Origin of the sequence: Amycolatopsis sp. WAC 04169 (assembly GCF_003947535.1) — a bacterium.
Lineage (GTDB): Bacteria > Actinomycetota > Actinomycetes > Mycobacteriales > Pseudonocardiaceae > Amycolatopsis > Amycolatopsis keratiniphila.
This window is the reverse complement of record NZ_QHJI01000005.1, coordinates 99,820-123,713: the sequence shown is the minus strand read 5'-3', so window position 1 is coordinate 123,713 and position 23,894 is coordinate 99,820. Positions and strand designations below refer to the sequence as shown.

The 23,894-nt window shown below is 69.3% G+C and carries 25 protein-coding genes; 10 read left to right on the top strand and 15 right to left on the bottom strand.

The features are described from left to right. Positions 1 to 20: 20 nt before the first annotated feature. The 4 genes from DMC61_RS13280 to DMC61_RS13265 are packed head-to-tail and all read right to left on the bottom strand — an operon-like array spanning position 21 to position 3,911. Complete coding sequence (locus DMC61_RS13280; protein ID WP_125689540.1) at positions 21 to 1,754, bottom strand: cation acetate symporter; 1,734 nt, start codon at positions 1,752 to 1,754, stop codon at positions 21 to 23. Beyond that, the gene (locus tag DMC61_RS13275) at positions 1,754 to 2,101 is read right to left on the bottom strand and encodes a hypothetical protein (RefSeq protein WP_125689539.1); all 348 of its coding nucleotides are present in this window, start codon (positions 2,099 to 2,101) and stop codon (positions 1,754 to 1,756) included. The genes DMC61_RS13280 and DMC61_RS13275 overlap by 1 nt, the downstream gene beginning before the upstream one ends. Beyond that, on the bottom strand, positions 2,098 to 2,868 hold the full coding sequence (locus tag DMC61_RS13270) for a LytTR family DNA-binding domain-containing protein (RefSeq protein WP_125689538.1): 771 nt from the start codon (positions 2,866 to 2,868) through the stop codon (positions 2,098 to 2,100). The genes DMC61_RS13275 and DMC61_RS13270 overlap by 4 nt, the downstream gene beginning before the upstream one ends. Beyond that, positions 2,865 to 3,911, bottom strand: coding sequence for a sensor histidine kinase (locus tag DMC61_RS13265; RefSeq protein ID WP_199749979.1), 1,047 nt, complete (start codon positions 3,909 to 3,911; stop codon positions 2,865 to 2,867). Before DMC61_RS13265 ends, DMC61_RS13270 begins: the two co-directional genes overlap by 4 nt. A 71-nt stretch (positions 3,912 to 3,982) precedes the next feature. Here DMC61_RS13265 and DMC61_RS13260 point away from each other — a divergent pair, with 71 nt between their 5' ends. Beyond that, positions 3,983 to 4,462 (top strand): hypothetical protein, encoded by a 480-nt coding sequence (locus tag DMC61_RS13260; RefSeq protein WP_233594795.1) that lies wholly within the window; start codon positions 3,983 to 3,985, stop codon positions 4,460 to 4,462. A gap of 191 nt (positions 4,463 to 4,653) precedes the next feature. Here the strand turns inward: DMC61_RS13260 and DMC61_RS13255 are convergent, their stop codons facing one another. The 5 genes from DMC61_RS13255 to DMC61_RS13235 are packed head-to-tail and all read right to left on the bottom strand — an operon-like array spanning position 4,654 to position 9,530. Continuing rightward, a complete protein-coding gene (locus DMC61_RS13255; protein WP_072030507.1) occupies positions 4,654 to 5,643 on the bottom strand; it encodes an ABC transporter substrate-binding protein in 990 nt (329 codons plus the stop codon). Between the two features lie 29 nt (positions 5,644 to 5,672). Further along, positions 5,673 to 6,734 carry an ABC transporter permease gene (locus DMC61_RS13250; RefSeq protein ID WP_063272711.1) on the bottom strand — a complete coding sequence of 354 codons (1,062 nt, stop codon included), beginning with the start codon at positions 6,732 to 6,734 and terminating at the stop codon, positions 5,673 to 5,675. Beyond that, a complete protein-coding gene (locus DMC61_RS13245; protein WP_125689536.1) occupies positions 6,731 to 7,495 on the bottom strand; it encodes an ATP-binding cassette domain-containing protein in 765 nt (254 codons plus the stop codon). The genes DMC61_RS13250 and DMC61_RS13245 overlap by 4 nt, the downstream gene beginning before the upstream one ends. Beyond that, a complete protein-coding gene (locus DMC61_RS13240) occupies positions 7,492 to 8,547 on the bottom strand; it encodes a class I mannose-6-phosphate isomerase (RefSeq protein WP_125689535.1) in 1,056 nt (351 codons plus the stop codon). Before DMC61_RS13240 ends, DMC61_RS13245 begins: the two co-directional genes overlap by 4 nt. After that, positions 8,544 to 9,530, bottom strand: coding sequence for a LacI family DNA-binding transcriptional regulator (locus tag DMC61_RS13235; RefSeq protein WP_125689939.1), 987 nt, complete (start codon positions 9,528 to 9,530; stop codon positions 8,544 to 8,546). The genes DMC61_RS13240 and DMC61_RS13235 overlap by 4 nt, the downstream gene beginning before the upstream one ends. A gap of 263 nt (positions 9,531 to 9,793) precedes the next feature. On the opposite strand from DMC61_RS13235, the gene DMC61_RS13230 reads away from it, so the two are divergent. Both DMC61_RS13230 and DMC61_RS13225 read left to right on the top strand, forming a co-directional pair. Beyond that, a complete protein-coding gene (locus tag DMC61_RS13230) occupies positions 9,794 to 12,181 on the top strand; it encodes a GH92 family glycosyl hydrolase (protein ID WP_199749978.1) in 2,388 nt (795 codons plus the stop codon). Between the two features lie 203 nt (positions 12,182 to 12,384). Beyond that, positions 12,385 to 12,753, top strand: a complete 369-nt coding sequence (locus DMC61_RS13225) for a DUF3817 domain-containing protein (RefSeq protein ID WP_125689534.1) — start codon at positions 12,385 to 12,387, stop codon at positions 12,751 to 12,753. Between the two features lie 70 nt (positions 12,754 to 12,823). Here the strand turns inward: DMC61_RS13225 and DMC61_RS13220 are convergent, their stop codons facing one another. After that, positions 12,824 to 13,324: a MarR family winged helix-turn-helix transcriptional regulator gene (locus DMC61_RS13220; protein ID WP_125689533.1), complete on the bottom strand. Its 501-nt coding sequence runs from the start codon at positions 13,322 to 13,324 to the stop codon at positions 12,824 to 12,826. Between the two features lie 87 nt (positions 13,325 to 13,411). Here DMC61_RS13220 and DMC61_RS13215 point away from each other — a divergent pair, with 87 nt between their 5' ends. Next, complete coding sequence (locus tag DMC61_RS13215) at positions 13,412 to 13,711, top strand: thiamine-binding protein (RefSeq protein ID WP_016336630.1); 300 nt, start codon at positions 13,412 to 13,414, stop codon at positions 13,709 to 13,711. 1 nt (position 13,712) lies between these two features. Here DMC61_RS13215 and DMC61_RS13210 read toward each other — a convergent pair whose 3' ends face one another. Next, positions 13,713 to 14,096, bottom strand: coding sequence for a hypothetical protein (locus DMC61_RS13210; RefSeq protein ID WP_370456405.1), 384 nt, complete (start codon positions 14,094 to 14,096; stop codon positions 13,713 to 13,715). Positions 14,097 to 14,227: 131 nt separating this feature from the next. Here DMC61_RS13210 and DMC61_RS13205 point away from each other — a divergent pair, with 131 nt between their 5' ends. Continuing rightward, positions 14,228 to 15,190 carry a tetratricopeptide repeat protein gene (locus tag DMC61_RS13205; RefSeq protein WP_125689531.1) on the top strand — a complete coding sequence of 321 codons (963 nt, stop codon included), beginning with the start codon at positions 14,228 to 14,230 and terminating at the stop codon, positions 15,188 to 15,190. 223 nt (positions 15,191 to 15,413) lie between these two features. On the opposite strand, the gene DMC61_RS13200 is transcribed toward DMC61_RS13205, so the two are convergent. Next, positions 15,414 to 16,877 carry a neutral zinc metallopeptidase gene (locus DMC61_RS13200; protein ID WP_370456404.1) on the bottom strand — a complete coding sequence of 488 codons (1,464 nt, stop codon included), beginning with the start codon at positions 16,875 to 16,877 and terminating at the stop codon, positions 15,414 to 15,416. Between the two features lie 144 nt (positions 16,878 to 17,021). Here DMC61_RS13200 and glgP point away from each other — a divergent pair, with 144 nt between their 5' ends. Next, on the top strand, positions 17,022 to 19,562 hold the full coding sequence (gene glgP, locus DMC61_RS13195; RefSeq protein ID WP_125689529.1) for an alpha-glucan family phosphorylase: 2,541 nt from the start codon (positions 17,022 to 17,024) through the stop codon (positions 19,560 to 19,562). A 1-nt stretch (position 19,563) separates the two neighbouring features. Here the strand turns inward: glgP and DMC61_RS13190 are convergent, their stop codons facing one another. Continuing rightward, entirely contained in the window at positions 19,564 to 19,803 is a 240-nt protein-coding gene (locus DMC61_RS13190; protein ID WP_233594794.1) for a hypothetical protein, read from the bottom strand. 274 nt (positions 19,804 to 20,077) lie between these two features. On the opposite strand from DMC61_RS13190, the gene DMC61_RS13185 reads away from it, so the two are divergent. From DMC61_RS13185 to DMC61_RS13170, 4 genes are all read left to right on the top strand, one after another. Then, on the top strand, positions 20,078 to 20,935 hold the full coding sequence (locus DMC61_RS13185; protein ID WP_125689528.1) for a hypothetical protein: 858 nt from the start codon (positions 20,078 to 20,080) through the stop codon (positions 20,933 to 20,935). 21 nt (positions 20,936 to 20,956) lie between these two features. Beyond that, positions 20,957 to 21,322, top strand: coding sequence for a hypothetical protein (locus tag DMC61_RS13180; RefSeq protein WP_125689527.1), 366 nt, complete (start codon positions 20,957 to 20,959; stop codon positions 21,320 to 21,322). Between the two features lie 17 nt (positions 21,323 to 21,339). Continuing rightward, the gene (locus DMC61_RS13175; RefSeq protein WP_125689526.1) at positions 21,340 to 21,981 is read left to right on the top strand and encodes a hypothetical protein; all 642 of its coding nucleotides are present in this window, start codon (positions 21,340 to 21,342) and stop codon (positions 21,979 to 21,981) included. Between the two features lie 76 nt (positions 21,982 to 22,057). Continuing rightward, positions 22,058 to 22,882 carry a hypothetical protein gene (locus DMC61_RS13170; protein WP_125689525.1) on the top strand — a complete coding sequence of 275 codons (825 nt, stop codon included), beginning with the start codon at positions 22,058 to 22,060 and terminating at the stop codon, positions 22,880 to 22,882. Here the strand turns inward: DMC61_RS13170 and DMC61_RS13165 are convergent. Beyond that, complete coding sequence (locus DMC61_RS13165) at positions 22,879 to 23,274, bottom strand: rhodanese-like domain-containing protein (RefSeq protein WP_125689524.1); 396 nt, start codon at positions 23,272 to 23,274, stop codon at positions 22,879 to 22,881. The genes DMC61_RS13170 and DMC61_RS13165 overlap by 4 nt on opposite strands. Next, positions 23,271 to 23,819: a cysteine dioxygenase family protein gene (locus DMC61_RS13160; RefSeq protein ID WP_016336619.1), complete on the bottom strand. Its 549-nt coding sequence runs from the start codon at positions 23,817 to 23,819 to the stop codon at positions 23,271 to 23,273. Before DMC61_RS13160 ends, DMC61_RS13165 begins: the two co-directional genes overlap by 4 nt. Positions 23,820 to 23,894: the final 75 nt, after the last annotated feature.

The following is a 23,894-nucleotide window of genomic DNA, read 5'->3' as shown; positions in this document are numbered from 1 at the left end:
GGTCAAGGAGACCGGAACCTTCAGCGGTTCAAACGCCTGCCGAGACGACGAACGGTCGACGAACGGTAGTCCGACCACGACGAGGGGGTTTCGGCTGTGCGATCGTCCAAATGCAGCCGCAGCATGGCTGCCGTTGACCAGGCTGGAGGCCTGCCCCGCCAGGAAACCACGATCATTACTCCGAATGCCAGCGGAACCGACCAGGGAGCGGGCTGCGACACCAGGATCGCGGGCAGACCGCTCAGGCTGGGCACGAAAAGAGCCACCAGGATCGAGCCCGAAGACGCGACGAGCCCGGCGAGCACACCGCTGATCGCGCCTGCGGCGGTGAGCCGGTTCCACCAGATGCCGAGCACCAGCAACGGGCAGAAAGTGGACGCGGCCACGGTGAAACCCCAGGTGACGAGGACGCCCGCGTCCAATCTGGCCGATGGCAGCGCGAGCAGGACCATCACCGCCGCCGCGCCGAGCACTGACCACCGCAGCCTCCGCAGGCCGCCGGGCGCGAGGTCGTGCGCGACCGCGCCGGAGATCACCAGAAGCAGCCCGAGCGACGTCGCCAGGAACGCGGCGAACGCCCCCGCCGTCAGCAACCCGGTGAACAGCGACCCCGCCCAGCCGTCGTCGATCTGCGCCGGCAGCGCGACGACGACCGTGTCCGTCGCACCGGAGACGTACAGTTCGGGCACCAGCACCCGGCCGAAAACGCCGTAAACCCCTGGGAACAGGTAGAAGACGCCGAGCAGGGCGACGGTGATGGCCGCGGTCCGGCGGGCGGCGCGGCCGTCCGGGCTGGTGTGGAAGCGCATCAGAACGTGCGGCAGGCCCATCGTGCCGAGCATGGTGGCGATCAGGATCGCCCACGTGCCGAGCAGCGGGTAGCCCTGGTCGCCGAGGTCGAGCAGCGGCCGTTGCCAGTCCGGCCCGCCCAGCGGGGCGCCGCCCCGGACGGCGGGAACCGGTGTGCCCTCGGCGAATTCCAGCGTCTCGCCGCTCCTGGCGACCAGCTCACCCGGCGGCACGACATGCTTCTCCGGAGTGAGCAAGGTGGTCGGCTCGCGAAGGGTGAGTGTCACGTCGATCTCGAAGGACAGCTGGGTATCGCGGGCGAAGTGGGTGAATTCCACCGGATGCACCGAAGCCGACCGCTGTTCCGGGGAGACCTGGGAGACCAGCCAGATCGCGGGGACGATGAACAGCAGCAGTTTCAGCACGAACTGGAAGGCCTGGACGTAGGTCGCCGCGCGCATCCCGCCGAGCGCCAGTGTCGCGCTGACGGCGGTGCCCGCGATGACGACGCCGACCCAGTACGGCGTCCCGCCGACGGCGGTGAGCACGAGCCCCGCGGTCCGGAATTGCGGTACCAGGTAAAGGGTTCCGATCACGAGGACGACCACGGCGGCGAGGCGGCGCAGAGCGGGGGAGGCGAGCCGCGCTTCGGCGAAGTCCGGGACGGTGAGCGCGCCGGAGCGCCGCATCGGCGCCGCGACGAGCACCAGCATCGCGATGTACCCGGCGGTGAAGCCGACCGGATACCAGAGCGCGCCGATGCCGTCCTTCACCACGAGCCCGGCCACGCCGAGGAACGACGCCGCGGAAAGGTACTCGCCCGAGACCGCGGCGGAGTTGACCAGCGGCGAGATCCGGCGCGAGGCGACGAGGAAATCCGACGTCGTGCGCATGGCGGCCACCCCGCGCAAGCCGATCAGCAGGGTGACCAGCACGACCGGGGCCACCGAAAGCGCCGTGACCACTAGTCGTCCTCGATCTTTTCCGCCCGGCGCAGTTGCCACCACGACAGCAGTGCCATCGCCGGGTACGGGAGGATCGCGATCATCAACCAGGACAGCGGGATACCCAGCAGCCGCACCGAATCCAGCCCGGGGAACAACCCGAACACCAGCGGGAGCCCGAAGACCAGCCCGAACATTCCGGCCAGCGCGGGGAGCCCGCGGCGGCGCTGGGCCCGGTACAGCGCGTCCGCGCGTTCGGCGTCGCCCGCGGCCAGCCGGGGGACGCGCCAGCGGCCGCGTGCCCGGGGCCTCGATCGTGCGAGGCGGGTCTGCGGGCTGGTGACGGCGACCCGTTTGACGCGGCTCACGGGCGGCCGCCGCGGCCGAGTTCGCCGCGTTGCGCGGCGGCGAGCAGCCGGTCCCGCAGGTCGCGCGCGTGGCGGCGGCTCACCGGCACGTCACCCGCCTCCGTATGCGCCAGCAGCCCGCCGGTGGTGTCGCTGCGCAGTTCGAGCACCGCGTCCACGGCGAGCAGGAATCCCCGATGCACGCGGGTGAATCCCGTTCCCTCCCAATACTCTTCGAGCCGGGAGATCGGCATCCGCGTGACATGCACGCCGGATTTCGTGTGCAACCGGACGTAATCGCCGTGCGCCTCGACGAACTGGACATCGTCGCGCCGGACGTAGCGGGTGCGCCCGCCGGATTCCACCGGCAGCGCGGACATCGCGTCCGGCGCGGGTTTCGGCTCGTCGGGCTGGTTGCCCGCCATCCGGACCACTTTGGACAGTGCGGCGGACAGCCGTTCCGCGCGGACCGGTTTGAGCAGGTAGTCGACCGCGCCGATACCGTACGCAGCCACGGCGTGCCCGTCGTGCGCGGTGACGAACACGATCACCGGCGGTTCGCTGAGCCGCGCCAGCAGGGACGCGAGCTCGAGCCCGTCGAGACCGGGCATGGAGATGTCGAGGAAAACGGCGTCGAAATGACTGCCCTGCAACAGTTTGAGCGCGTTGACCGCGTCACCGGCGGCGACCACCTCGGCGACTTCCGGGGCTTCGCGCAGCAGGCTGCACAGCTCGTCGAGGGCGGGCGGGACGTCGTCGACCGCCAGCACCCGCAGCCCGTTCGTCACGGCAGCACCCCCGGTTGGAATCGGGGCACCCGCACCACGACCCTGGTGCCCGCGCCGGTCTCGGTCTCGACCGTCAGGCCGTACCAGGGCCCGTAGACGCTGCGCAGCCGCCTGTCCACATTGGCCAGTCCGACGCCGCCGTCGTCGCCACGCCCGGCCAGGATCGCCGCCGCGCGGGCGGGGTCCATGCCGACACCGTCGTCCTCGACGCTGATCACGCAGTCGTTCCCTTCCGCCATTCCCTGAACCTGGATGAACCCCGCCTCGGCGCGTGGCTCGATCCCGTGCCGGATCGCGTTCTCCACCAACGGTTCCAGCACGAGGTACGGCACCGCGACGGCCAGCACCTCCGGCGCGACGCGCACCTGAACGCGTAGTCGTTCGCCGAGCACGGCACGCTGCAACGCCAAGTACGTCTCGATGGCGCGGAACTCCTCGGCGACCATCGTGTACTCGCCGTGCCGCGCGAGGCTGTAGCGCGTGTACTCGGCGAAATCGAGCATCAGGTCGCGGGCGCGGTCCGGGTCGGAGCGGACCAGTGAGGAGATCACGGTGAGCGCGTTGTAGACGAAATGCGGCGAGATCTCGGCCCGCAGTGCCCGCAGCTCCGCCTCCGCGGCCTGCTCGGCGGAGGCCTCCAGCCTGCCGCGTTCGAGCGCGTGGACGACCAGCTCGGCGGCCTGGCGGGCGACCGCGTTCGTGGTTTCGGTGACCAGGAGGACGCCGGCCAGTTCGTCGTGGACGTGCAGGGGCAGCGCCAGCAGCCCGGGCTCGGACACCGGCGTCTCGGAGTGGAGGACCTCGTCGAGCGCCGCGATCACGACGTCGTCGGCGGCCGGTCTGCCCGACCAGATCAGCGAGCCGGAGAGGTCGGTCAGCCCGAGGCCGGGAACGTCGAACAGCCGCCGGAGGCCGTGCGCCGCGTGGCGGGCGCGGGGCCCGGCGAGGCCGTCCATGAGATCGTCGGAGACGCGCTGGGCGGCGGCGAGCACCGGCACCGGATCCGCGCTCGCGGCGGGGCGCCAGGGCAGACGGGTGGTCATCCGGCCTCCTCCACGACGTCGGGGCCTAGATCCTAACGTCGGTGCGTGGTTTCGCCGGTTACGCTCCGGGCATGGTCCCCGGTGATGCCGTGATGATGCGCTTGGACGTCGTGATGCGGCGGTTCGCGATGGTCGGTTTCGTGGTCTTCGGCGCCGGTGGCGTGGTTGCCGTCGTGCTGGCGTTGTTCTCCGGCTCGGTTTCCGGGGTGGTGTTCAGCCTGCTCAGCGTGGCCTTCGCGGGGCTGATCCTGATCGCTCTGCGGCGCTCGGCGAGTTCGTTGGTGATTTCCGCTGTGGGGTTCTCGGTGCCGGGGGTGTTCGAGGTCCGGTGGACCGAGGTGACGCGGCTGCGGGTGTACCGGGAGAAGCGGCGGGTGGGGCGGTGGATGCACTGGTGGCACTACCGGCTCGACTGGAGCGGGTCGGGGCCCGAAGTGCTGCTTGAGGACGGTGAGTACGTGTACGCGCTGGGGCACCTTGGTGGGGGTGCTCGGCTGTACGCGGCTCTGACGCGCTTCGCGCCTGCTGGGGTGGTCGAGTTCGCCGAGTGAGTGCGCTCCGGATGTCATGAAAGGGCCGTTCAGGACGAAATATGTCCTGAACGGCCCTTTCATGACATCCGGCCTCGCGCGAGGGAAGCTGGGCGAGCCGCGGGAGTGAGCCGCGGTCCCGAACGCTATGAACGGTCCGTTCCTTGCAAAATTTGCAAGGAACGGACCGTTCATAGCAGCACCAAAGCGCGTCAGCAGCTCTGCTTGTAGAAGTACTGCGCGTTCGCGTCCATGTTCGCCTTGGTGATCGAGTGCAGCGAAGCGGTCAGGTTCCGCGTCACCGGCTTGCCCTCCAGCGCCGCGATGGCCTGCTGCACGCCCTGCTGCCCGATGGCGGCCGGGTCCTGCGCGATGAGGCCCTGGTACTCGCCCTTCTTCAGGCCCTCGATCTCCGACGGCGAGGCGTCGAAGCCGATCAGGTTGACCGCGCCGATCTTGCCCGCGTTCCGCAGGCCGGTCGCGGCGCCCTCACCGGTGTTGAGGTTGGTCGCGAAGATGCCGATCAGGTCCGGGGTGGACGCCAGCGCGGCGGTCACCTTGGACGCGGCTTGGTCGGGCTCGTTCTGGGTGAACTGCACCCCCGCCGACTTCAGGTTCGGGTAGTTCTTCAGCTCGTCCTCGAAACCCTTCGCGCGGGTGTTCGTGGTCGAGGTGCCGGCGATGGTGTCGAGCACCAGCACCGAGCCGGTCTTGCCCGCGGCCAGTTCCGCCATGGTCTTCGCGGCGAGCTTGCCGCCCTCGGCGTTGTCCGACGAGATGGACGACTCCGCGACACTGGTGTCCTTCAGCGCGGTGTCGACCTCGATGATCTTCGAGCCGCGGTTCTTGACCTGCTGGATCGGCGCGAGCATCGCCTGGGCGTCGGTCGGCGCGATGAGCAGCGCGGCGGGCGGGTTGGAGCCCAGTGCGTTGACGAGCTGGGTCTGCATGGCCGCGTCGAACTTCTGCGGCGCCTGCGTGGTGAGCTCGTAGCCCGCCTTCTTGGCCTCGGCCTCGGCGCCGCACTGCATCGAGATGTAGAACGGCTCGGCCTGCACGCCCGGGATGAGCGACAGCTTCTTGTTGTTCGTCTTGGCGCCGGAGTCGCCCGACGGCGCCTCGCCGACGGTCCCGCCACCACAGGCGGTCAGCAGGAGAGCCGCGGACAGGGCCGCGCCGGTCAAGAGCAGGGTCTTCTTCATGGGGATAGCACCTCTTTGTGCGTAGGGGATCAGCGAGAGTTGCGGCGACGACGGCGCCGCTGGTCGAACCAGACCGCGGCGATCAGCACCGCGCCGACCGCGATCATCTGCCAGAAGTCCTGGACCTGCGTGATGTTGAAGCCCTTCTTCAGCACGGCCGGGATGAACACGCCGATCACCGTGCCCAGCACCGAACCGACACCGCCGAAGAGACTCGTCCCGCCCATCACCGTGGCGGCGATGGCGTTGAGGTTGTCGGTGGTGTGCGCCGAAATCGTCGTCGACGCGTAGTACGCCAGCGAGAGGAAACCGGCGACACCGGCGAGGAAACCGGTGAGCGTGTACACCTTCAGCAGATGCGCGGTCACCCCGATGCCCGCCCGCCGCGCGCCCTCGGCGTTGGAGCCGACGGCGTAGGTGTAGCGGCCGAATTTGGTGGTGTGCAACAGCCATGCGCCGATCAGCGTGATCACCACGGCGACCAGCACCAGGTTCGGCACGCCGCCGAACGACGTCCCGTAGCCGAGCGTCTTGTTGAGCTCGGTCGGCACGCTGCGCACGTCGGACCCGTTGTTCAGCAAGTACGCGGCACCGAGCGCGGCACCCATCGTGCCGAGCGTGACGATCAGCGGCGGGATGTTCGCCACCGCGATCAGGAAACCGTTGATCAGGCCCCAGATCGTACCCGCGACGACGGCCGCCACGAGCCCGGCGGTGATGACGCCCCAGCCCGCCTTGGTCGCGTCACCGTCCGGGCTCAGCGCCTCCATCGTCTTGCCCGCCACCATGCCCGCGAAGATCAGCACCGAACCGACCGAGAGGTCGATCCCGGAGGTGATGATCACGAACGTCATGCCGACCGAGAGAACCAGCAGCACCGACGTCTCGATGAGCAGCGTCTGGAAGGTGAACAGCGTCGCGAATTCGGCGGGCGCGATCGCGGTGAACACGATGATCAGCGCCAGCAGCACCAGCGCGATCCAGAACGTGTTGGCTCCGATCAGCCGCTGCCCGATCGAGCGCTTGCCGAAGCCACCGTCCACTGTGGTCTGGATCTCGGGGCCGTTCTTCGTCGGAGTGGACACGGTCACGCCGCCTCCTCTTGTACGAGGGCGCCCGTCATCGCGGCGACCAGGTCTTCCAGTTTCGTGTCCGCGCCGGTGAACCGGGCGACGCGCTTGCCGAGCCGCAGCACCTCGATGCGGTCGGACACCGACAGCACCTCCGGCATGTTGTGGCTGATCAGCACGACGGCGATGCCCTTGTCGCGCACCTTCTTGATCACGTCGAGCACGCGTTCGCGCTGCACGACACCGAGCGCGGCCGTCGGCTCGTCCATGAAGACGACCTTCGACGCCCAGACGACCGACCGCGCGACGGCGACACTTTGCCGCTGCCCGCCCGAAAGCGAGCCGATGGGGACGTCGGTGCTCTGCAGGGTCACGCCGAGCCGCTGGAACTCCTCCACGGCCTGGCGTTTCATCTCCTTCTTGTCCAGCATGCCGAGCTTGCCGAGGATCCCCTTGCGGTGGATCTCCCTGCCGAGGAACAGGTTCGCGGCCGGGTCGAGTTCCGGTGCGACCGCGAGGTCCTGGTACACCGTCTCGATCCCCAACCGCCGTGCCGTGGTGGGGGAGTCGAGCACCACCTCGGAGCCGTCGAGCAGGATCTTTCCCGACGTCGGCTGCTCGGCGCCGGACAGGCATTTGACCAAAGTGGACTTCCCGGCGCCGTTGTCGCCGATCAGCGCGGTGACCTCACCGGCGCGCGCCTGGAAGGAAGCGCCGCGCAGCGCCTCCACCGAGCCGTAGCGCTTGACGATGTTCTGTGCGTCGAGCAGGAGTTCGCTCACGATCGCCCCCTCTTCTCGGGTGCGGGCGGCCGGCAGCGGATGACCGTGAGCTCACCCTCCACAGTGGATTGACCGGCGTCGTGCGGGACCACGTAGGTCTCGCCCTTGCGCAGCGCGTACTCGCCGCCGTGCTCGGTGCGGAGTGTGCCCGCGCCGTCCATGACGACCAGTACCGCGAACGACGGGTCGAGTGACAACGTTGTCGACCTACCGGAAACGGCGGGACGGAGCTGGTCGGCGCGGAAGAACGCGTCACTGCCGTCGGCGAGCAGGTCCACAGTGGACGCTTCGTCGCCGGCGGTGCGCTTGACGATCGAGCCGAGCCGTTCTTCGTCCCAGCCGGAGGTGTCCAGCGTTTCGATGGCGGTCTCGAAGCCGATCCCGAGGTGCGCCTTCTCCGGGTTCGCCAGGAAGTCGCGCCATTCCAAGGTCAGCGAGAAATCGGTCGGCTGCTGGAGTTCGACGACGAACACGCCTTCGCCGATCGCGTGCGGCAGGCCCGCCGGGATGTAGACCGTGTCGCCGGGGGTGACCGCGACGCTGTTCAGCGCCCCGAGCATGGCGGGCGCGTCCTGGGTGCGGGCCCATTCGTTGACCGTCGCCTTGTCGACGGTCTCCTTGAAGCCGGGGTAGACGCGCGGGTCGTCGCCGTAGGTGCCGACCACGATCCACGCCTCGGTCTTGCCGAAGTGCGAGTCGAAATGCCGCTTCGCGAACGAGTCCGACGGGTGGAAGTGCACGGGCAGGCGCTGGCCCGCGTCGAGCAGCTTCACCAGCAGGCCGGTCGAATCGCCGAGCGCTTCGACGTGCTTGGCGCCGAGCCAGGCGGCCGGGTTCTCGCGGACGGCGTCGCGCAGCCAAACCCCGTCGGGCAGCTTGGTCAGGCCGTTGGTCTCCTGGCCGAACATCGTGGTGGCCGAGCCGACCCAGTCTTCCGGGCCGTACTTGGACTCCGACGAAGCGCCCCGCAACGCGGCGATGGCGTCGCCGCCGCGGTAGAACTGCGGCGGCTGGTTCGCCGGCAGGCGGATCGGTTCGAGGTGGCCGCTCATGAAGGCGCGACCTCCCCGGAACCGCGGGCTACGAGATGCACGGGCAGAACTACCTTTCTCGGTGCGGATTGATCTCCCTGGACCCGGGCGAACAGCAGTTCCGCGGCCGCCCGGCCCAGCGCGCTCACGTCGTGCGCGATCACGGAGACCGGCGGATCCAGCAGATCCGCCAGTTCGAAGTCGTCGAAGCTGATCATCGCGGGCCGCCGCTCGGCGTGGGCCAGCGCGCGCAGCAGGTGCACGGCGACCCGGTTGTTGCCCGCGACCACGGCGGTGGCCGGGTTCGCCCCGGTGAGCAGCCGTTTCACGGCGTCGCCGACGCTCTCGGCGGTCGGCGTCCGCATCACGACGAGGCCGTCGTCGAAGGGGATCCCGTTGCGCAGGCAGCCTTCCCGGAACCCGCGCAGGCGTTCGCCCGCGGTGAAGATGTCGGGACTGTCGGCGAGGAACGCGATCCGGCGGTGGCCGTGTTTCGCCAGGTGGGCGACCGCTTCGACGGTGCCGCCGATGTTGTCGACCAGCACCGTGTCGGCCATGATGTCGCCGGCGGGCCGGTCGAGGAACACGACGGGCGTGCCCGCGCGCATCTCGGGGACCAGGTAGCCGTGCTGCATTCCGGCGGGGACGACGAGGATGCCGTCCACCCGGCGGGAGCAGAACTCCAGGACGAGTTCGCGCTCGCGGTCGGAATTCTCCTCCGAGGAACCGGTCAGCACCTGGCGGCCGAACGAGGTCGCGATGCGTTCCACGGCCCGGTTGAGCTCGGAGTAGAAGGGGTTTCCGACATCCTCGACGATCAGGCCGATCGTCCCGGTCGTCGAGCCGCGCCGCAGGTTCCGCGCGCCGAGGTTGCGCCGGAACCCGAGCTGCTCGATCGCCGCCATGACGCGCTCCGCCGTGTCCGGATGGACGGCGGGCTCGTCGTTCACTACTCGCGAGACGGTCTTGATGCTCACGCCCGCGAGCCGGGCCACGTCACTCATCGTGGCCCGGCGGCCGGTGGTGCGGTGGCCGTTGTCCGGTCCGCTGGAAGACAACGTTGTCATAGTGGCGGGAATTGAACGCCAGCGACGCCGCCGTGTCAATGCCCGGTTCGTCCTCGGTCCGCTTTCCGAGTTCGAACCGTTACGGCCCTCCGGGTCGCTGTCCTGAATCGGACAGGGTTTGGCGGACCTCTTGACCAGGTGGTCTGTTCTTGTCGAAGGTGAGCAGGCAGCGACAACGTTGTCAGGAGGCGGCCTTTCCCATGCCTGCACGCACCTCGACCCGCGTCGCCGGGTTGCTCACCGCGCTGGTCGTTCCCGCCGGGCTTCTCACGCCCGTCGCGGCGGCGGCGCCCGGCGGCGACCCCGTGGACGCGGTCAACACCTTCATCGGCACCAAGGACGACGGCAACACCTTCCCCGGCGCTTCGGCCCCGTTCGGGATGACGCAGGTCAGCCCGATTTCCTCGCATTACGCCGGCTATCGCTACGACGACACCGCGATCCGCGGCTTCGGGCACTTCTTCCTGTCCGGGGCGGGCTGCTGGGAGCAGGGCGGCCTCGTGTCGACCCTGCCCACCACCGGCGCGGTCGGGCCCGGCGCGGCGTTCGACACGACGAAACCCGGGACGTTCGACCACAAGAAGTACGCCTCGCCGTACACGCACGAGGGCGAGATCGGGAAGCCCGGCTACTACAAGGTGCGGCTCACCGGCTACGGCGGCGTCGACGCGGAGACCACCGCGACCACGAGGACCGGTGTCGAGCGGTACACCTTCGCGAAATCGGGCGACGCGAACGTTTTCGTCAACGTCGGGCAGGCCAACGACAAGGAACCGGTGACGGCGAGCCAGATCCGCGTCGTGGGCGACCGGACGGTCGAAGGAATGGTGGAGTCGCAGGCCTTCTGTGGCGGGAAGCCGTACAAGACCTGGTTCACCACGACGTTCGACAAGCCGTTCAAGTCCTTCGGTACCTGGTCGCCGACGGGCGGCACGCCGGGCTCGAAGGAGTCCGCAGGTGGTGAAGGGCTGCGCGGCGCGTGGCTGACCTTCGGCGGCGGGCAGGTCACCGCGACGACGGCGATCTCCCATGTGGACGCTTCCGGCGCCAAGCTCAACCTGGCCTCGGAGAAGGGGCGTTCGTTCGACGCCGTCCGCGACGGTGCCCAGCGCGCCTGGCGCAAGGAACTGTCCTCAGTGGACATCAAGGGCGGTACGAAGGACGACCGCACGGTGTTCTACACCTCGCTCTACCACGCGCTGCTGCAGCCGCTGACCGGCAACGACGCCGACGGCCGCTACCGCGGGTTCGACGACCGGATCCACCGCGCGCTGGGCTGGACGTACTACGAGTTCTTCTCGTTGTGGGACACCTATCGAACGCAGAACCAGTTGCTCGCCCTCCTGCGTCCATCGCGGGCGAAGGACGTCGCGAAGTCGGTGCTCGCCATCCACGACCAGGGCGGCTGGCTGCCGCGCTGGGCGTACGCGAACCAGGAGACGAACACGATGACCGGCGATCCGGTCACCCCGTTCCTGGTCGACCTGTGGCGTTTCGGCGCGCTGTCCGGGCAGGAGCTCAAGGCGTACCAGGCACTTCTGCAGAACACGCGGGAGATCCCGCCCGCGTCCTCGCCGTTCCAGGGCCGCTCGGGGAACGCGAGCTACCAGAAGGACGGCTTCGTCCAGTACGACAAGGGCTTCCCGAAGAAGGGGCAGGACACCGACCCGAACCACGGCGCTTCGGCCACGTTGGAGTACGCGCTCGCGGACTGCTCGCTGTCGATCATGGCCGCCGCTCTCGGCAAGAAGGACGACGCGAAAGCCCTGTCCGACAAGGGACGCAGCTATCGCACGCTGTGGGATCCTTCGGTGACCGATCGCGGCTTCACCGGGTTCTACCGGCCCAAGGTCGAAGGCGGCGCATGGTTCAGCCCGGCGGACAAGCCGTACACCCCGCAGAGCCCGGACGGGTTCCACGAGGGTACGTCGTGGCAGTACCAGTGGCTGACCCAGCAGGACGTGCCCGGCCTCGTCGAGCGGATGGGCGGCAAGGAGAACGTCGGCAAGCGGCTCGACGATTTCTTCGCCTACGGGGATCTGCTCAAGGATCCGGCGAAGACCGTGCGCGAGGAATGGGTCGTCGGCCCGTACAACTACTACAACCAGTTCCGCTACAACCCGAACAACGAGCCGGATCTGCACTCGCCCTGGATGTACACGCTGACCGGGCAGCCGTGGAAGACCCCCGCCGTCGTCCGCGCCGCGCACACGTTGTTCACCAACGCGCCCAACGGTGTCACCGGCAACGACGACCTCGGGACCATGTCCGCGTGGTACGTCTTCAGCGCGCTGGGGCTGTATCCGGCGGTACCGGGCACCGGGCAGTTCCTGCTGAACGCACCGCGGTTCGAGAAGTCGGTGGTGCACTTGGAGAACGGCCGCGACATCACGATCAAGGCCGACGGCGCCGACGGGTCGAAGCTCCAGTACGTCCAAGGGCTGGGATCGGGCTCGCAGCGGGCGTATGTCGGATTGGAACAGTTGACCCGAGGGACCACTTTGGACTTCAAGCTGACCGGGGATGTGGCCGAGGCCACCTGGGCGACCGGCCCGGAAGGCGCGCCGAAATCGCCCTGCGCGGGGTGATCCGAGTGGTTTAGACCGGTTCGCACCGGGGGTCGTGAGCAGCATCACGACCCCCGGTGTTCCGGTGAGGGCCGTCACGCCTCACACTGGTATTACCACGTCCGACAGCGCTGTTGACGTTCTTGGCGAGTCCGCCTTGGACAGTGCTCGTCGGACGTAGTCATGTGTATACGCATAGTGGTGAGACCCCACAGGAGGAGAAAGTGTCCAGCAAGGCCGCTCTAGTATTCCGCGTGGCCGCGGTAGCCGAAGCCCTCTCGTGGGCCGGGCTGCTGGTCGGGATGTTCCTCAAGTACGCCGTCAAGCTCGGCGAGGGCGGCGTTCCCGTCCTCGGCATGGTGCACGGCGTCGTGTTCGTCCTCTACGTGCTGGTCTCCCTCTCCGTGGCGAAGCCGCTCGGCTGGCGCCCGAAGACCCTGATCCTCGCGCTGCTGTCCAGCATCCCGCCGCTGTTCACCTGGCTGTTCGAGGCCTGGGCGCTGCGCAACGGCAAGCTCGACGGCCCGCAGCGGCTGTCACACGGTGGTGTCGGCCTCTTCGCGGCCAAGTCCGCGGAACCCGCCGCCGTCTGATTCTTTAGCGCGTGAAGGCCCCCTTCCCTCGGCTCAGCCGAGGGAAGGGGGCCTTCACGCGCTTCGGGGGTTATTCGGTGAAGTCGCCGGTGGCCTTGCGGACCTTCGTGAGCAGGTCGGTCAGCTGCTCGGTCTGCTTGCCGGTGAGCCCGGTCAGCCCGAAGTCGATTTCGGTGACCGCCTTCGTGGCCTCTTCGCGGCGTGTGCGCCCTTCGTCGGTGATCTCGACCAGCGTGGTCCGGCGGTCGGTCGGATGCGGCACGCGTTTGACCAAGCCGTCCTTCTCCAGCCGGTCGACGATGTTGGTGACGCTCGTGGGATGCAGTTGCAGGCGCTCGCCCATCACACGCATCGGCAGATGGGACGCGCGGGCGAAGGTCAGCAGGACCAGTGCCTCGTACCGGGCGAAGGTCAGCCCGTGCGGTTTGAGCGCGCCGTCCACCGCGGACTGGATGATCTGTTGCACGCGCATGATCCCGGTCACCGCGGCCATGGTTTCGGACGGCCCGATCCGGGCCTCCCACAGCTGCGCCGCGCGGGCGATCGGGTCGAACGGCAACGGACGGCTCATGGCGCTCGAAGTTACCAGCGGGTACCCGTGCCATGCCGCACCACCGGGTGTTATGCGTGGGAAAAGCGTCTGAACGAGGAGCAGAAGATGATCGTGGCATTCAGTGTCAGCCCGTCCGCGGCCGAGGAGGACGGCGGGGTCAGCGAGGCCGTCGCCCGCGCGGTGAAAGTGGTCCGCGAGTCCGGCTTGCCCAACTCCACCAACGCGATGTTCACGAACATCGAGGGCTCGTGGGATGAGGTCATGGACGTCGTGAAGCGGGCCGTCGAGGCGGCGGGCGAGGGCTCGTCACGGGTCGGGCTGGTGCTCAAGGCCGACATCCGGCCGGGGTACGAAGGCCAGTTGACCGCGAAGGTGGAGCGCGTCGAGAAGCACCTGAGCGACTGAGTCAGGGGAGTGGCGGGGTGAACGAGACCAGCCACAGCTTGTCCTTGACCGCGATGGCGAGCGGATAGCCGAAGGAGCGGCCGTCGGCGAGCTTCCCGCTGACGGTGGCCGACGTCGGCGCGAGATCGTCCGGCGCGAACTTCACTGTGACGTCGTGGGCGCCGCGGCCCGCCAGCGTGTCGATATAGGACTTCGCGAAGTCGCCCGCCGAAGCGGGCGGGTAGTCGATGAGTTCGGAGAGGGCCTCGACGTCGTGCTCGTTGAGTGCGGCGGTGAGGTCTTCCCGGAGCTGCCCGGGACTGGCGACACCGGGGTCGGGCTGGTGGGCGATGAGGACCGTGATGACGCTCACCCAGACGATGGCGATGCTGATCGCGACGGCCACGGTGGCCGTCCTGCGGGTCGGAATGTCGATCACCCCCTCGTGGCGAGCCTGCCGGAACACCGACGTCCTGCCAAGCGGGCAGCCGGGGGCATGCGGTGAAACGCTCGGGGATGCGTGCCAGGATGGAACCCGTGACACACCCACGCGGATCAGCATCGAAGACGGCGGCCCTCTCCGCCGCGCTTTCCGGCGCGGTCGACCTTTCCGCGCTCAAGGCGCGTGCCGAGGCGCCCCAGAAACAGCCTCCTGCCCCACCTCGTCCGGCGGACGGTGCCGCCCCCGCCGCGGGTGGTGCCGTGATCGACGTCACCGAGGCGACCTTCCAGACGGAGGTCGTCGAACGCTCCTTGCAGCAGCTGGTGGTCGTCGACCTGTGGGCCGAATGGTGCGGCCCGTGCAAACAGCTCAGCCCGGTGCTGGAACGCCTCGCCGCCGAGTCCGGTGGCGCCTGGGTGCTCGCGAAGGTGGACGTCGACGCCAACCCGCGCATCGCGCAGCTCTTCGGCGCGCAGTCGATCCCGACGGTCATCGCCATCGGCGGCGGCCAGCCGGTCGACGCGTTCTCGGGCGCCCTGCCCGAACCCGAGATCCGCAAGTGGCTCGGTTCGCTGCTCGACGCCCTGCGCGACCGGCTTCCCGGCATCAAGGCGGCCGAGCAGAACGGCGGCGGTGTCGAGGTGCCGGAGGACCCGCGGTTCACCGAGGCCGAGGAGGCCTTCGAACGCGGTGACTTCGCCGCGGCGCAGGCGGCCTACGAGCGCATCCTCGACGTCGAACCGGCGAACGAGGAGGCCAAGACCGCGCTCGCGCAGGTCAAGTTCACCGCGCGCGCCGAGGCCGCCGGCCCGGACGCGATCGCGAAGGCCGACGCCGACCCGGCCGACCTCGACCCGCAGCTCGCCGCCGCCGACCTCGAAGTCGCGGGGCAGCAGCCCGAAGCGGGCTTCGCGCGGCTGATCGCCGTCGTGCGGCGGACGGCGGGCGACGACCGCAACAAGGTGCGGGAGCACCTGGTGGCGCTGTTCGAACTGTTCGACTCGGCGGACGAGCGCGTCATGAAGGCGCGGCGGGATCTGGCGAGCGCTCTTTACTAAGCTTTCGGGCGCGTCGCGGACCCTCTCGCTATGTCATGAAAGGGCCGTTCAGGACGGAATATGTCCTGAACGGCCCTTTCATGACACTCGGGCCGGGCCGTGGCGCTCCGGTCCCGTCGGTGGAGACGGTCCGCAACCCCGAACGCCATGAACGGTCCGTTCCTTGCAAATTTTGCAAGGAACGGACCGTTCATAGCACTTCAGGGAGCGATGACCGGACCGATCAGCCGTACTGGGTCGAGCACACCGACGAGCTCTCCAGGTAGCCCTTCCGCAGCGCCTCGAGCCGCTCGAAACCGTTGTCCACGCGCTTGCCGTTGACGTCGGCCGAGACCAGGCTCTCCGGGCTCAGCAGATCCGAGATGGCCTCGTCGAGGTCACCGGAAGAGAGCCGCAACGTCGCGCCGGGCACGGTGCTGGCCTTCGCCCACGCGCCGACCAGGCAGGCGGTGCGCAGTCCGGCGTTCGCGTTGTCGATCGACGCGCCGACACCCTTCTGGATGCCCATCGCGTACCGGGACGCGATTTCCGAGAACGCGGCGAAGTCGCCCTTGCCCTCGCTGTGCCCGCTTTCCCATTCCGCCTGCTGATCGACCGGCTGGGCGAGTTCGCGCAGCTTGGCCATGTCGATGCTGACGGTGTTGTTCGACGGGCAGTACGACGCGGGCGGGGTGCTGGGGCCGCCGGGGCAGCTGCCGTTGCCGTCCTCGGTGATCTCCGGGCCGGGGACACCCGCGCCCTTGAAGGCCTCGTCGAGGCTCTTCTTCAGGATCCCGATGATCTCGGCGTCGAGCTTCTCGTCGCCCTTGCCCTTGTCACCCTTGTCGAACGGGCGCTCGGTGATCCGCGCCTTGATGTTCTCCTCGTTCATCGCGGCGCATTCCTTCGGGCCCTTCTCGAACCCGACCTGGAACGCGTACGTGCGGTCGAACGCCGTGCCGTGCGCGCCCTGCTTGGTCGCGCTGGTGCCCGCCTGGTCGCGGATCAGGAAGAGCGACGCCATGACCTGGTTGAGGCCTTCGGACGTCGAGACCCGGTAGTACTTGCTCTTGTCCTCGGCGACCCAGCGGAAGTAGCCGCCGGCGAAGCAGTCGGCCTGCTGCTCCTTGACGATCGACGGGGTGTTCTTCTTGATGCTGGCCTTCTCGCCGAGCCGGTACTGCACGGCGTGCCCGAGTTCGTGCGCGAGCACGACGGCGCCCGCCATCTTCCCGAACCGCTCGCGCAGCATCGGCAGCAGCACGCCCCGGTCCCACGCCACCAGGTCACCCGGCGGGCAGTAGAACGCGTTGACGAGCTTCTTGACGCTCCCGCATTCGGTCTCTTCGTCGTCGGTCTTCGCGCTGTAGGACAGGAGCGCCTTCAGCGGCTCGTACGGCTGCCCGAAATCGCGCGGCATGACCTCGGTCCAGTAGGCCTGTGCGTCGGCGATCGCGGCGATGGCGAGCTGGTCGTCTTCGGAGCCGTCCTCGTTGCGGACCTGCAGGTCCGGCTTCGGCGCGTTCGGCTTGAGCCCGCTCTCGAAATGCGTGACCGGCAGGCCCGCGATGTCGCCGGCGCCCGGCTGGCTGCCCTGCTGGCCGGTCGAGCTTCCCTTGTCGCTGCAAGCGCTCAGCCCGAGGGCCAGCACCGTCACGACCGCGATCAGAGCCGGGCGTTTGAAGCCCCGCGCTCCCCCTTGGATCATGTTCACTCGCTTGTCGTCAGGGCCCCGACCGGGCCGCGTACTCCGGCAAGCAGGGACCCTACCCAGCGCTTATGGCCCGCGTGCAGGTAATCCCCGAAGTGGGTCTTGAGCGGGGCGGGGGCGGTGCCGATATGGTCGCTCTCCATGAGAGCAGTCCGCCGGTTCACCGTCCGCGCGAGCCTGCCGGAGTCGCTCTCCGGCCTCGGTGAGCTCGCCACGAATCTGCGCTGGACCTGGCATCCGCCCACCCGCGACCTGTTCGCGTCGATGGACGCGGAGCTGTTCAACCGCGTCCGCGACCCGCTGCGGATGCTCACCGCCCTGCCGCCGGCCCGGCTCGACGAGCTCGCCGTCGACGACGCGTTCCTCGCCCACGCGCGCGAGGCGGTCGCCGACCTGGAGCGCTATCTCGCCGAGCCGCGCTGGTACCAGAAGCAGGACGACCCCGACCTCCCGCCGGCCGTCGCGTACTTCTCGATGGAGTTCGGCGTCACCGAGGCACTGCCGAACTACTCCGGCGGCCTCGGCGTGCTCGCCGGTGACCACCTCAAGGCGGCGTCGGACCTCGGCGTGCCGATGGTCGGCGTCGGGCTGCTCTACCGCGCCGGGTACTTCCGGCAGGCGTTGTCGCTCGACGGCTGGCAGGTCGAGCACTACCCGGTGATCGACCCGAACGCCTTCCCGCTGGAGCTGCTGACCGACGGCGGCAAGCCGGTGCTGGTCGACGTCGCGATGCCCGCCGGGCGCACGCTGCACGCGCAGATCTGGAAGGCCCGCGTCGGCCGGATCCCGCTGCTGCTGCTCGACACCGACACCGACGCCAACGACGAGGACCTGCGCGCGGTCACCGACCGGCTGTACGGCGGCGACGCCGACCACCGCATCCGGCAGGAGATCCTGTCCGGGATCGGCGGTTTCCGCGCGGTGCGGCGCTACTGCGAGCTGACCGGGCATCCGCAGCCGAAGGTGTTCCACACCAACGAAGGCCACGCCGGATTCCTCGGGCTGGAGCGCGCCCGCGAGATCATCCAGGCCGACGGGCTGGCGTTCGACGAGGCGCTGCCCGCCGTCCGCGCCGGCACCGTGTTCACCACGCATACGCCGGTCAGCGCCGGGATCGACCGGTTCCCCGTCGATCTGGTCCAGCGGTACTTCACCGACGGCAGGCTGGTCCCGGACGTCGATCCGCGCCGCGTACTCGCCCTCGGCGCGGAGGACAACCCCGGCCTGTTCAACATGGCGCATATGGGCTTGCGGCTGGCCCAGCGCGCGAACGGCGTCTCGGCCCTGCACGGCCGCGTCTCGCGGCGGATGTTCTCCCGGCTGTGGCCCGGATTCGACTTCGACGAGGTGCCCGTCTCCTCGGTCACCAACGGCGTCCACGGGCCGACCTGGGTGGCGCGTGAGCTGAGCGCGCTGCTCGGGCGCAACCACGAGGAGCTCGGTCTCGACGGTGCTCAGGGCAAGCCGCTGCGGGACGGCGTCACCGACGAGCAGCTGTGGGCGCTGCGAAGGGAGCTGCGCGAGAAGCTCGTCGCGGAGGTGCGGCGCCGGGTGCGGGCCGCCTGGATGCAGCGTGGCGCGTCCGCGCTCGAACTCGGGTGGACCGACACGGTCTTCGACCCGGACGTGCTGACCGTCGGCTTCGCGCGCCGCGTGCCGACGTACAAACGGCTCACGCTGATGCTGCGCGACCCGGATCGCCTGCGCGCGCTGCTGCTGGACGAGCGGCGCCCGATCCAGCTCGTCGTCGCTGGCAAATCGCATCCGGCCGACGAGGGCGGCAAGCAGCTGATCCAGCAGATCGTCCGGTTCGTCGACGATCCCGAGGTCCGGCGCCGGATTGTGTTCCTGCCGGACTACGACATGTCCATGGCGCGCTACCTCTACCGCGGCTGCGACGTCTGGCTGAACACGCCGGTGCGGCAGCTGGAGGCGTGCGGCACCTCCGGGATGAAGTCCGCGCTCAACGGCGGCCTCAACCTGTCCATCCGCGACGGGTGGTGGGACGAGTGCTACGACGGCAGCAACGGCTGGGCGATCCCGACCGCGGACGGCGTCACCGACCCGCTGCGCCGCGACGAACTGGAGGCCGCGGCGCTCTACGACCTGCTGGGCCACCAGATCGCGCCGTTGTTCTACGACCGCGGCGCCGACGGCGTGCCCGGTGGCTGGCTGTCGATGGTGTGGCACACGCTGGAAACCCTCGGGCCGCGAGTGCAGGCTTCGCGCATGGTGCGGGAATACGTCGAATCGGGTTACCTGCCCGCCTCGCGCATGGTCGCGGAGGCCACCGGCGACGGCTATCGCGGCGCGTTGTCGCTGGCCGACTACCGGACCAAACTGGACGTCTCCTGGCCGCGCGTGCGGATCTTCGACACCGAACTGCTCGTCGAGGACTCCGCGCCGATGGTCACCGGCACCGAGGTGACCATCCGGGCGCGGATCGACCTCGCCGGCCTCGAACCGTCCGAAGTGGACGTCCAGGCCGTCGTCGGGAAGGTGGGTGACGGGGACGAATTGAGCGACCCGGTCACCGTCGGCATGTCGGGCGACGGGATCGGCGCGTTCGCGGCACGGCTGAAACTGCCGCATCCGGGCTCGATCGGCTACACCGTCCGCGTGCTGCCGAAGCACCGTCTGCTGGCCACGCCCGCGGAACTGGCCCGCGTCGTCCACGCCTGAATCACCTCAAGAACGGCGCACCGGTCCCGTGCGGGTGCCGGTGCGCCGAGACGTATCCGGCGTACCGCGCGTATTCCCAAGCCTGGGCGAACTGGACGAGTTCCGCCTGGCGACGCTGATGCCAGCGTGCCGAAACAAGCCAGCCCGCTCCCGCGCCGAGCAGCATCGCCAGCCCGGCGATCACGACGAGTTCCATTCCGTACTCCTGGTTTCCCGGCCGCTCGATCGGCGGCTGTCGCATCGACGCTAAGCGGAATGATCGTCTTCGCGCAGCACCTGCCGGACCTTGGTCAGGAAGTGGTCAGGAGACGTACGTACGGTTTTCGTATGCCACGGATTGGTCAACCCGCCCGTTGTCAAGTCGGTGGCAAACAAAAGGCGAAACCGGGCCCGGATGGTGTCCAATAAATGGCAAAAGTGCAGGTGGGAGTCGCTTTATCGGACGATCGGGGGTGATTCGTGCGGCGCATTGTGATCGCCTAGGCTCTTCGTCCTTGAGGTCGCATAGGGGAGGAATGGTGACTTCGACGAGGAAAAGAAAAAAGCCCGAGGACAGCGTGCTCGGCATCCACAAGCGCAACGGCATCTGGCAGGACGGGCTCGCCACGGTGATGGGGCCGGAGTTGCTCGAGCGCTGGGGGATCGCGGAAGACGCCGAGGCGTCACGCGTGCGGGAGATCGTGCTCGTGCGCTTGAACCGGGTACTGGACCAATTCCGGAAACCCGAACTGCCCGTGATCGTCTGGACCGCGTACAACCTCGGTGCGGCTTCGCCGGGCGAGGAAAGCGGCGTCGTCCGGCGGCTCGAAAGACTGGTCGGCCAGGGCGGCGTCGAATGCAGTGTCCGAACCTGCACCCGCCGATTCAACGACGTTTTCCTGCCGGCCGTCGTGAAGAGCTTGAGCGCCGGGCAGAGCGCGATCACCGGCGATGACCTCGCCCGGGCTTCGCGCTGGCTGGCCGCGAACATCCGGCCCGGCGCGCCGGAACCCGCGGTGGACGCGGGCGGCCTGTCCACCGCCATCCGAAGGCTCCGTGCGCCGATGGAGCCGGTGCTGAAGATGTTCCTCGACGGTCCTGTCCACGGCCCCGCGGACGGTGAGGGGGGACCGCTCGCGGCCAGGCTCGGCCCCCGGGGCGAGTGGCTGTGCGTCTTCACCGGAGAACGGCTCCTGACCGCCTATCGCGAATCCACCGGTGCGGGCTGGACGCGGATCGGCCGATGGACGGGCCGGGACGTCGTGCGGACGGCCGCGGGCCGGATCTTCCCGACCGGGATCCTGATCGATCCGAGTCCGGTGATGGGCGCGGGGGCCGACGCCACCCTGCCCCTCCCGCCGGAGGAGATCGCCCGGCTCGCCCGTGAATGCTGATCCGAGACGAGGACATCGGACATGATCGATTTCGAGGCCGTTCCCGACGAACTGAGCCGGGCGGGCGACCGGCTCCACGACATCACCGAGCTGATCACCAGGCAACCGGCGCTGAAATTCAAGGCAACGGCGAGCGAAGCGGGAGATCCCGTGCTCGTGGCGGCGCTGGAGAGCTTCCAAGAGGCTTCCGCGCACAGCGTCACCGTGCTCGCCGAGGACGTGCGGCGCCTCGGTGATCGGCTGGACAAGGCCGCGCGCGACTACCGGAACGGCGAAGAAGCGGCGGTCGAGAAGGTCAACATGATCGAAGCCGCCGAAGATCGCGCCCCGCGGGCCGCGGCGTTCGACGCCGGGAGTGTCAACACCATCCAGGCCGTTCTCGGCTGAAGCGAAGAGGACGGACGATGAAGCCGGAAGAACCGGACGGGCCGAGTGCGCCCTGGACGGCTGGGACGGTGAGCGTGCTCCGAAGCGAGGCGGAACGCTTGCGAGCGGTTTCCCGGTCTTTGGAGGACCAAGCCGTCGAGGTGCGCCAGATCGATCCTCGGGGCTGGGCCGGTCCTGGGCACGACGCGTATCTGGGTCGCCGGACCGAACTGGCCGCCCGGTGCCGGACGGTCGCGGAGGAGCACGGCCGCGCCGCGCGGGCGCTGGACGATTTCGTGGCCGTCCTGGAGCAGCTGACCAGGAACGCGCGGGACACCGCGGATCCGTCGCTCATCCGGAGACTGAACGCGCAGCGGACCGAGGCGGCGGCACGGGCCGCGGCCACGCTCACCGAAGTGGGCAAGGACCTGGCCGCGTTGAAAACGGTGCTCGGCGAGGTCGACCGGCGCGTCGTCCCGGAATCCCGGCCCGCGCGTGACGCGAAGCCGATTTCACCGACGCCCGACACGGTCACCGGTCAGACTGGGCTCGCGCCCGCGTTGCTCCTGGCCGACCCGGCCGAATTCGACCGGCGGACACAGGGGCTGAGTGACGCCATGTGGCGATTCTGGTCGATGCCGCCGCTTGTCAAGCCGGTGGCGAACAAAGGAAACCCCTGATCTTCGATTTCCGCCGAACAATGCGGAAAGGCCGGGTGAAATAGACTTTGCCGGGCCGATCGCGAATCGCGGAGGAATGGTGGCTTCGGCGAAAGAGACGAAAACATCGCGCAGGGCTAAGGACCGGTTGCACCATGTCCACGCCCGCGCCGGGATCCGGCAGGACGGCCTGCGCAATGCGCTGGGGCCGGAACTGCGGGAAATCTGGGGAATCGCCGAAGACGCCGAGCCGGGCCGGGTGCGCGAGATCGTCCTTCTGCGGCTGAACCGCGTTCTCGAACGGTTCGCCGACCCGCTCATGCCCGAGATCGTCTGGACCGCGTACAACCTCGGCGTCGATCCGGTGCACGGCGGGGCGGGCATGGTCGGCCGGATCAGGACGATGGTCGGCCGCGGCCGGGTCGCCGTCTCCGAGCGCACCTGCACCAGGCGGTTCTACGACTTCCTGGGGAGTGTCAAGAACAGCCTGGACGGTTTCCAGGAAGACCTCACCGGCGAGGACTTCAGGCTCGCTTCGCGGTGGATCGCCGAGAATGTCCGTCCCGAACGGGAGCAGAATCCGCGCGACCCCGTGCCCTCGGTCATGCGGATGTTCCTCGACGGCACGGTGTGCGGTCCGGCGGACGAGGCGGGTGCGCCGATCCCGGCCCGCCTCGGCGCGCACGGCGACTGGCTCTGCGTCTTCACCGACGAGCGGCTCCTGGCCGAGTACCGCGCGGTCACCGGCGCGGGCTGGGCGCGGATCCGGCACCGGACCGGCCGCGAGGTCGTGCTCGCCGCCGCCCGGCGCGACGCGGCGACCGGGGTGCTGGTCAACCCTAGGCCGACGCGCGGCGCCGGGATCCACGCCGCGCTGCCGCTCTCCCCGGATTCGATCGCCCGGCTCGCGGTCCGCCGCTAGGGGACGGCGGGAGAGCCGCCTTCCCGGATCGGGAGGCCGGCGGAACGCCAGGCGCGGAACCCGCCTTCGAGGTCGGTGGCGCCCGGCAGGCCGAGCCGTTGCAGGTCGGCCGCGGCGAGGCTCGACGAGTAGCCCTCGTTGCAGACGACGATCACCGTCGAGTCCGGTTTCACCTGCGGCAGCCGCCACTCGCTGTCCGGCGCGAGCCGCCATTCGAGATGGATCCGCTCGACGACCACCGAGTCCGGGATCTCGCCCTCTTCGAGCCGGTTGACGTGCGGGCGGATGTCGACGATCAGGGCGCCGTCGCGCTGAAGCCGCAGCGCCTGCTCCGGCGCCGCCCGGTCCAGTCCGGCCCGGGCGGTGGCCAGCAGGTTCTCGATCGCGCTCATCGGCCCAGTATCGGGGCCAGCGAGGGGATCTCGGCGGGAACGTCGGCGAGCGTGGCGTATTCGCGGGTCGCGACCAGCGGCGGCGAGTAGGCGTGGACGCTCGCGGCGGGCTCGGTGCCGATGCCGGTCACCTGGTGCGCGCGGCCCGCGCCGAAGCCGATGCCCTCGCCCGCGACGTGCGTGCGGCGCCGGACCGGGCCGCCGGGGTAGCGGTACTCCTCGCCGAGTTCGCCCTGCAGCACGGTGAACGAGCCGGACGCGCCGCCGTGGTCGTGCGGTTTGGTCTGCTGGCCGGGCAGCCACGACAGCAGCCACAGTTCGACGCCGTCGGTCAGCGCGAGCCGCGCCCACCAGCGCTGGTCGGCGTCGAAGCGCAGCAGGCCGCGCAGGCCGGAGGTGAGTTCGGTGGCGACGGTGGAGGTCAGGTCGGCCAGTTCCCGGGGCGTCCAGAGCAGACGGTCGGGGTGCAGCAGTTCCGGCAGCAGCGGGTCGGCCAGCCGCGGATGGATCTCGAAGTCCTGGCGCGGGGTGATGGACGTGGTCACGGTGAGGCTCCTCGTGAAGGTTCGCGGGCGCGGAAGGCAAGGCGCGGCGCGACACGGGAGTGCCGTCGGAAAGGG

Excerpts from the sequence above, each read along its gene's own strand:
- DMC61_RS13190 (WP_233594794.1), bottom strand. The coding sequence starts at position 19,803 with ATGCGACAGCCGCCGATCGAGCGGCCGGGAAACCAGGAGTACGGAATG.
- glgP (WP_125689529.1), top strand. The coding sequence starts at position 17,022 with ATGAGAGCAGTCCGCCGGTTCACCGTCCGCGCGAGCCTGCCGGAGTCG.
- DMC61_RS13170 (WP_125689525.1), top strand. The coding sequence starts at position 22,058 with ATGGTGGCTTCGGCGAAAGAGACGAAAACATCGCGCAGGGCTAAGGAC.
- DMC61_RS13240 (WP_125689535.1), bottom strand. The coding sequence starts at position 8,547 with ATGAGCGGCCACCTCGAACCGATCCGCCTGCCGGCGAACCAGCCGCCG.
- DMC61_RS13230 (WP_199749978.1), top strand. The coding sequence starts at position 9,794 with ATGCCTGCACGCACCTCGACCCGCGTCGCCGGGTTGCTCACCGCGCTG.
- DMC61_RS13180 (WP_125689527.1), top strand. The coding sequence starts at position 20,957 with ATGATCGATTTCGAGGCCGTTCCCGACGAACTGAGCCGGGCGGGCGAC.
- DMC61_RS13255 (WP_072030507.1), bottom strand. The coding sequence starts at position 5,643 with ATGAAGAAGACCCTGCTCTTGACCGGCGCGGCCCTGTCCGCGGCTCTC.
- DMC61_RS13200 (WP_370456404.1), bottom strand. The coding sequence starts at position 16,877 with ATGATCCAAGGGGGAGCGCGGGGCTTCAAACGCCCGGCTCTGATCGCG.
- DMC61_RS13220 (WP_125689533.1), bottom strand. The coding sequence starts at position 13,324 with ATGAGCCGTCCGTTGCCGTTCGACCCGATCGCCCGCGCGGCGCAGCTG.
- DMC61_RS13265 (WP_199749979.1), bottom strand. The coding sequence starts at position 3,911 with ATGACCACCCGTCTGCCCTGGCGCCCCGCCGCGAGCGCGGATCCGGTG.
- DMC61_RS13175 (WP_125689526.1), top strand. The coding sequence starts at position 21,340 with ATGAAGCCGGAAGAACCGGACGGGCCGAGTGCGCCCTGGACGGCTGGG.
- DMC61_RS13185 (WP_125689528.1), top strand. The coding sequence starts at position 20,078 with ATGGTGACTTCGACGAGGAAAAGAAAAAAGCCCGAGGACAGCGTGCTC.
- DMC61_RS13260 (WP_233594795.1), top strand. The coding sequence starts at position 3,983 with ATGGTCCCCGGTGATGCCGTGATGATGCGCTTGGACGTCGTGATGCGG.
- DMC61_RS13215 (WP_016336630.1), top strand. The coding sequence starts at position 13,412 with ATGATCGTGGCATTCAGTGTCAGCCCGTCCGCGGCCGAGGAGGACGGC.
- DMC61_RS13165 (WP_125689524.1), bottom strand. The coding sequence starts at position 23,274 with ATGAGCGCGATCGAGAACCTGCTGGCCACCGCCCGGGCCGGACTGGAC.
- DMC61_RS13235 (WP_125689939.1), bottom strand. The coding sequence starts at position 9,530 with ATGAGTGACGTGGCCCGGCTCGCGGGCGTGAGCATCAAGACCGTCTCG.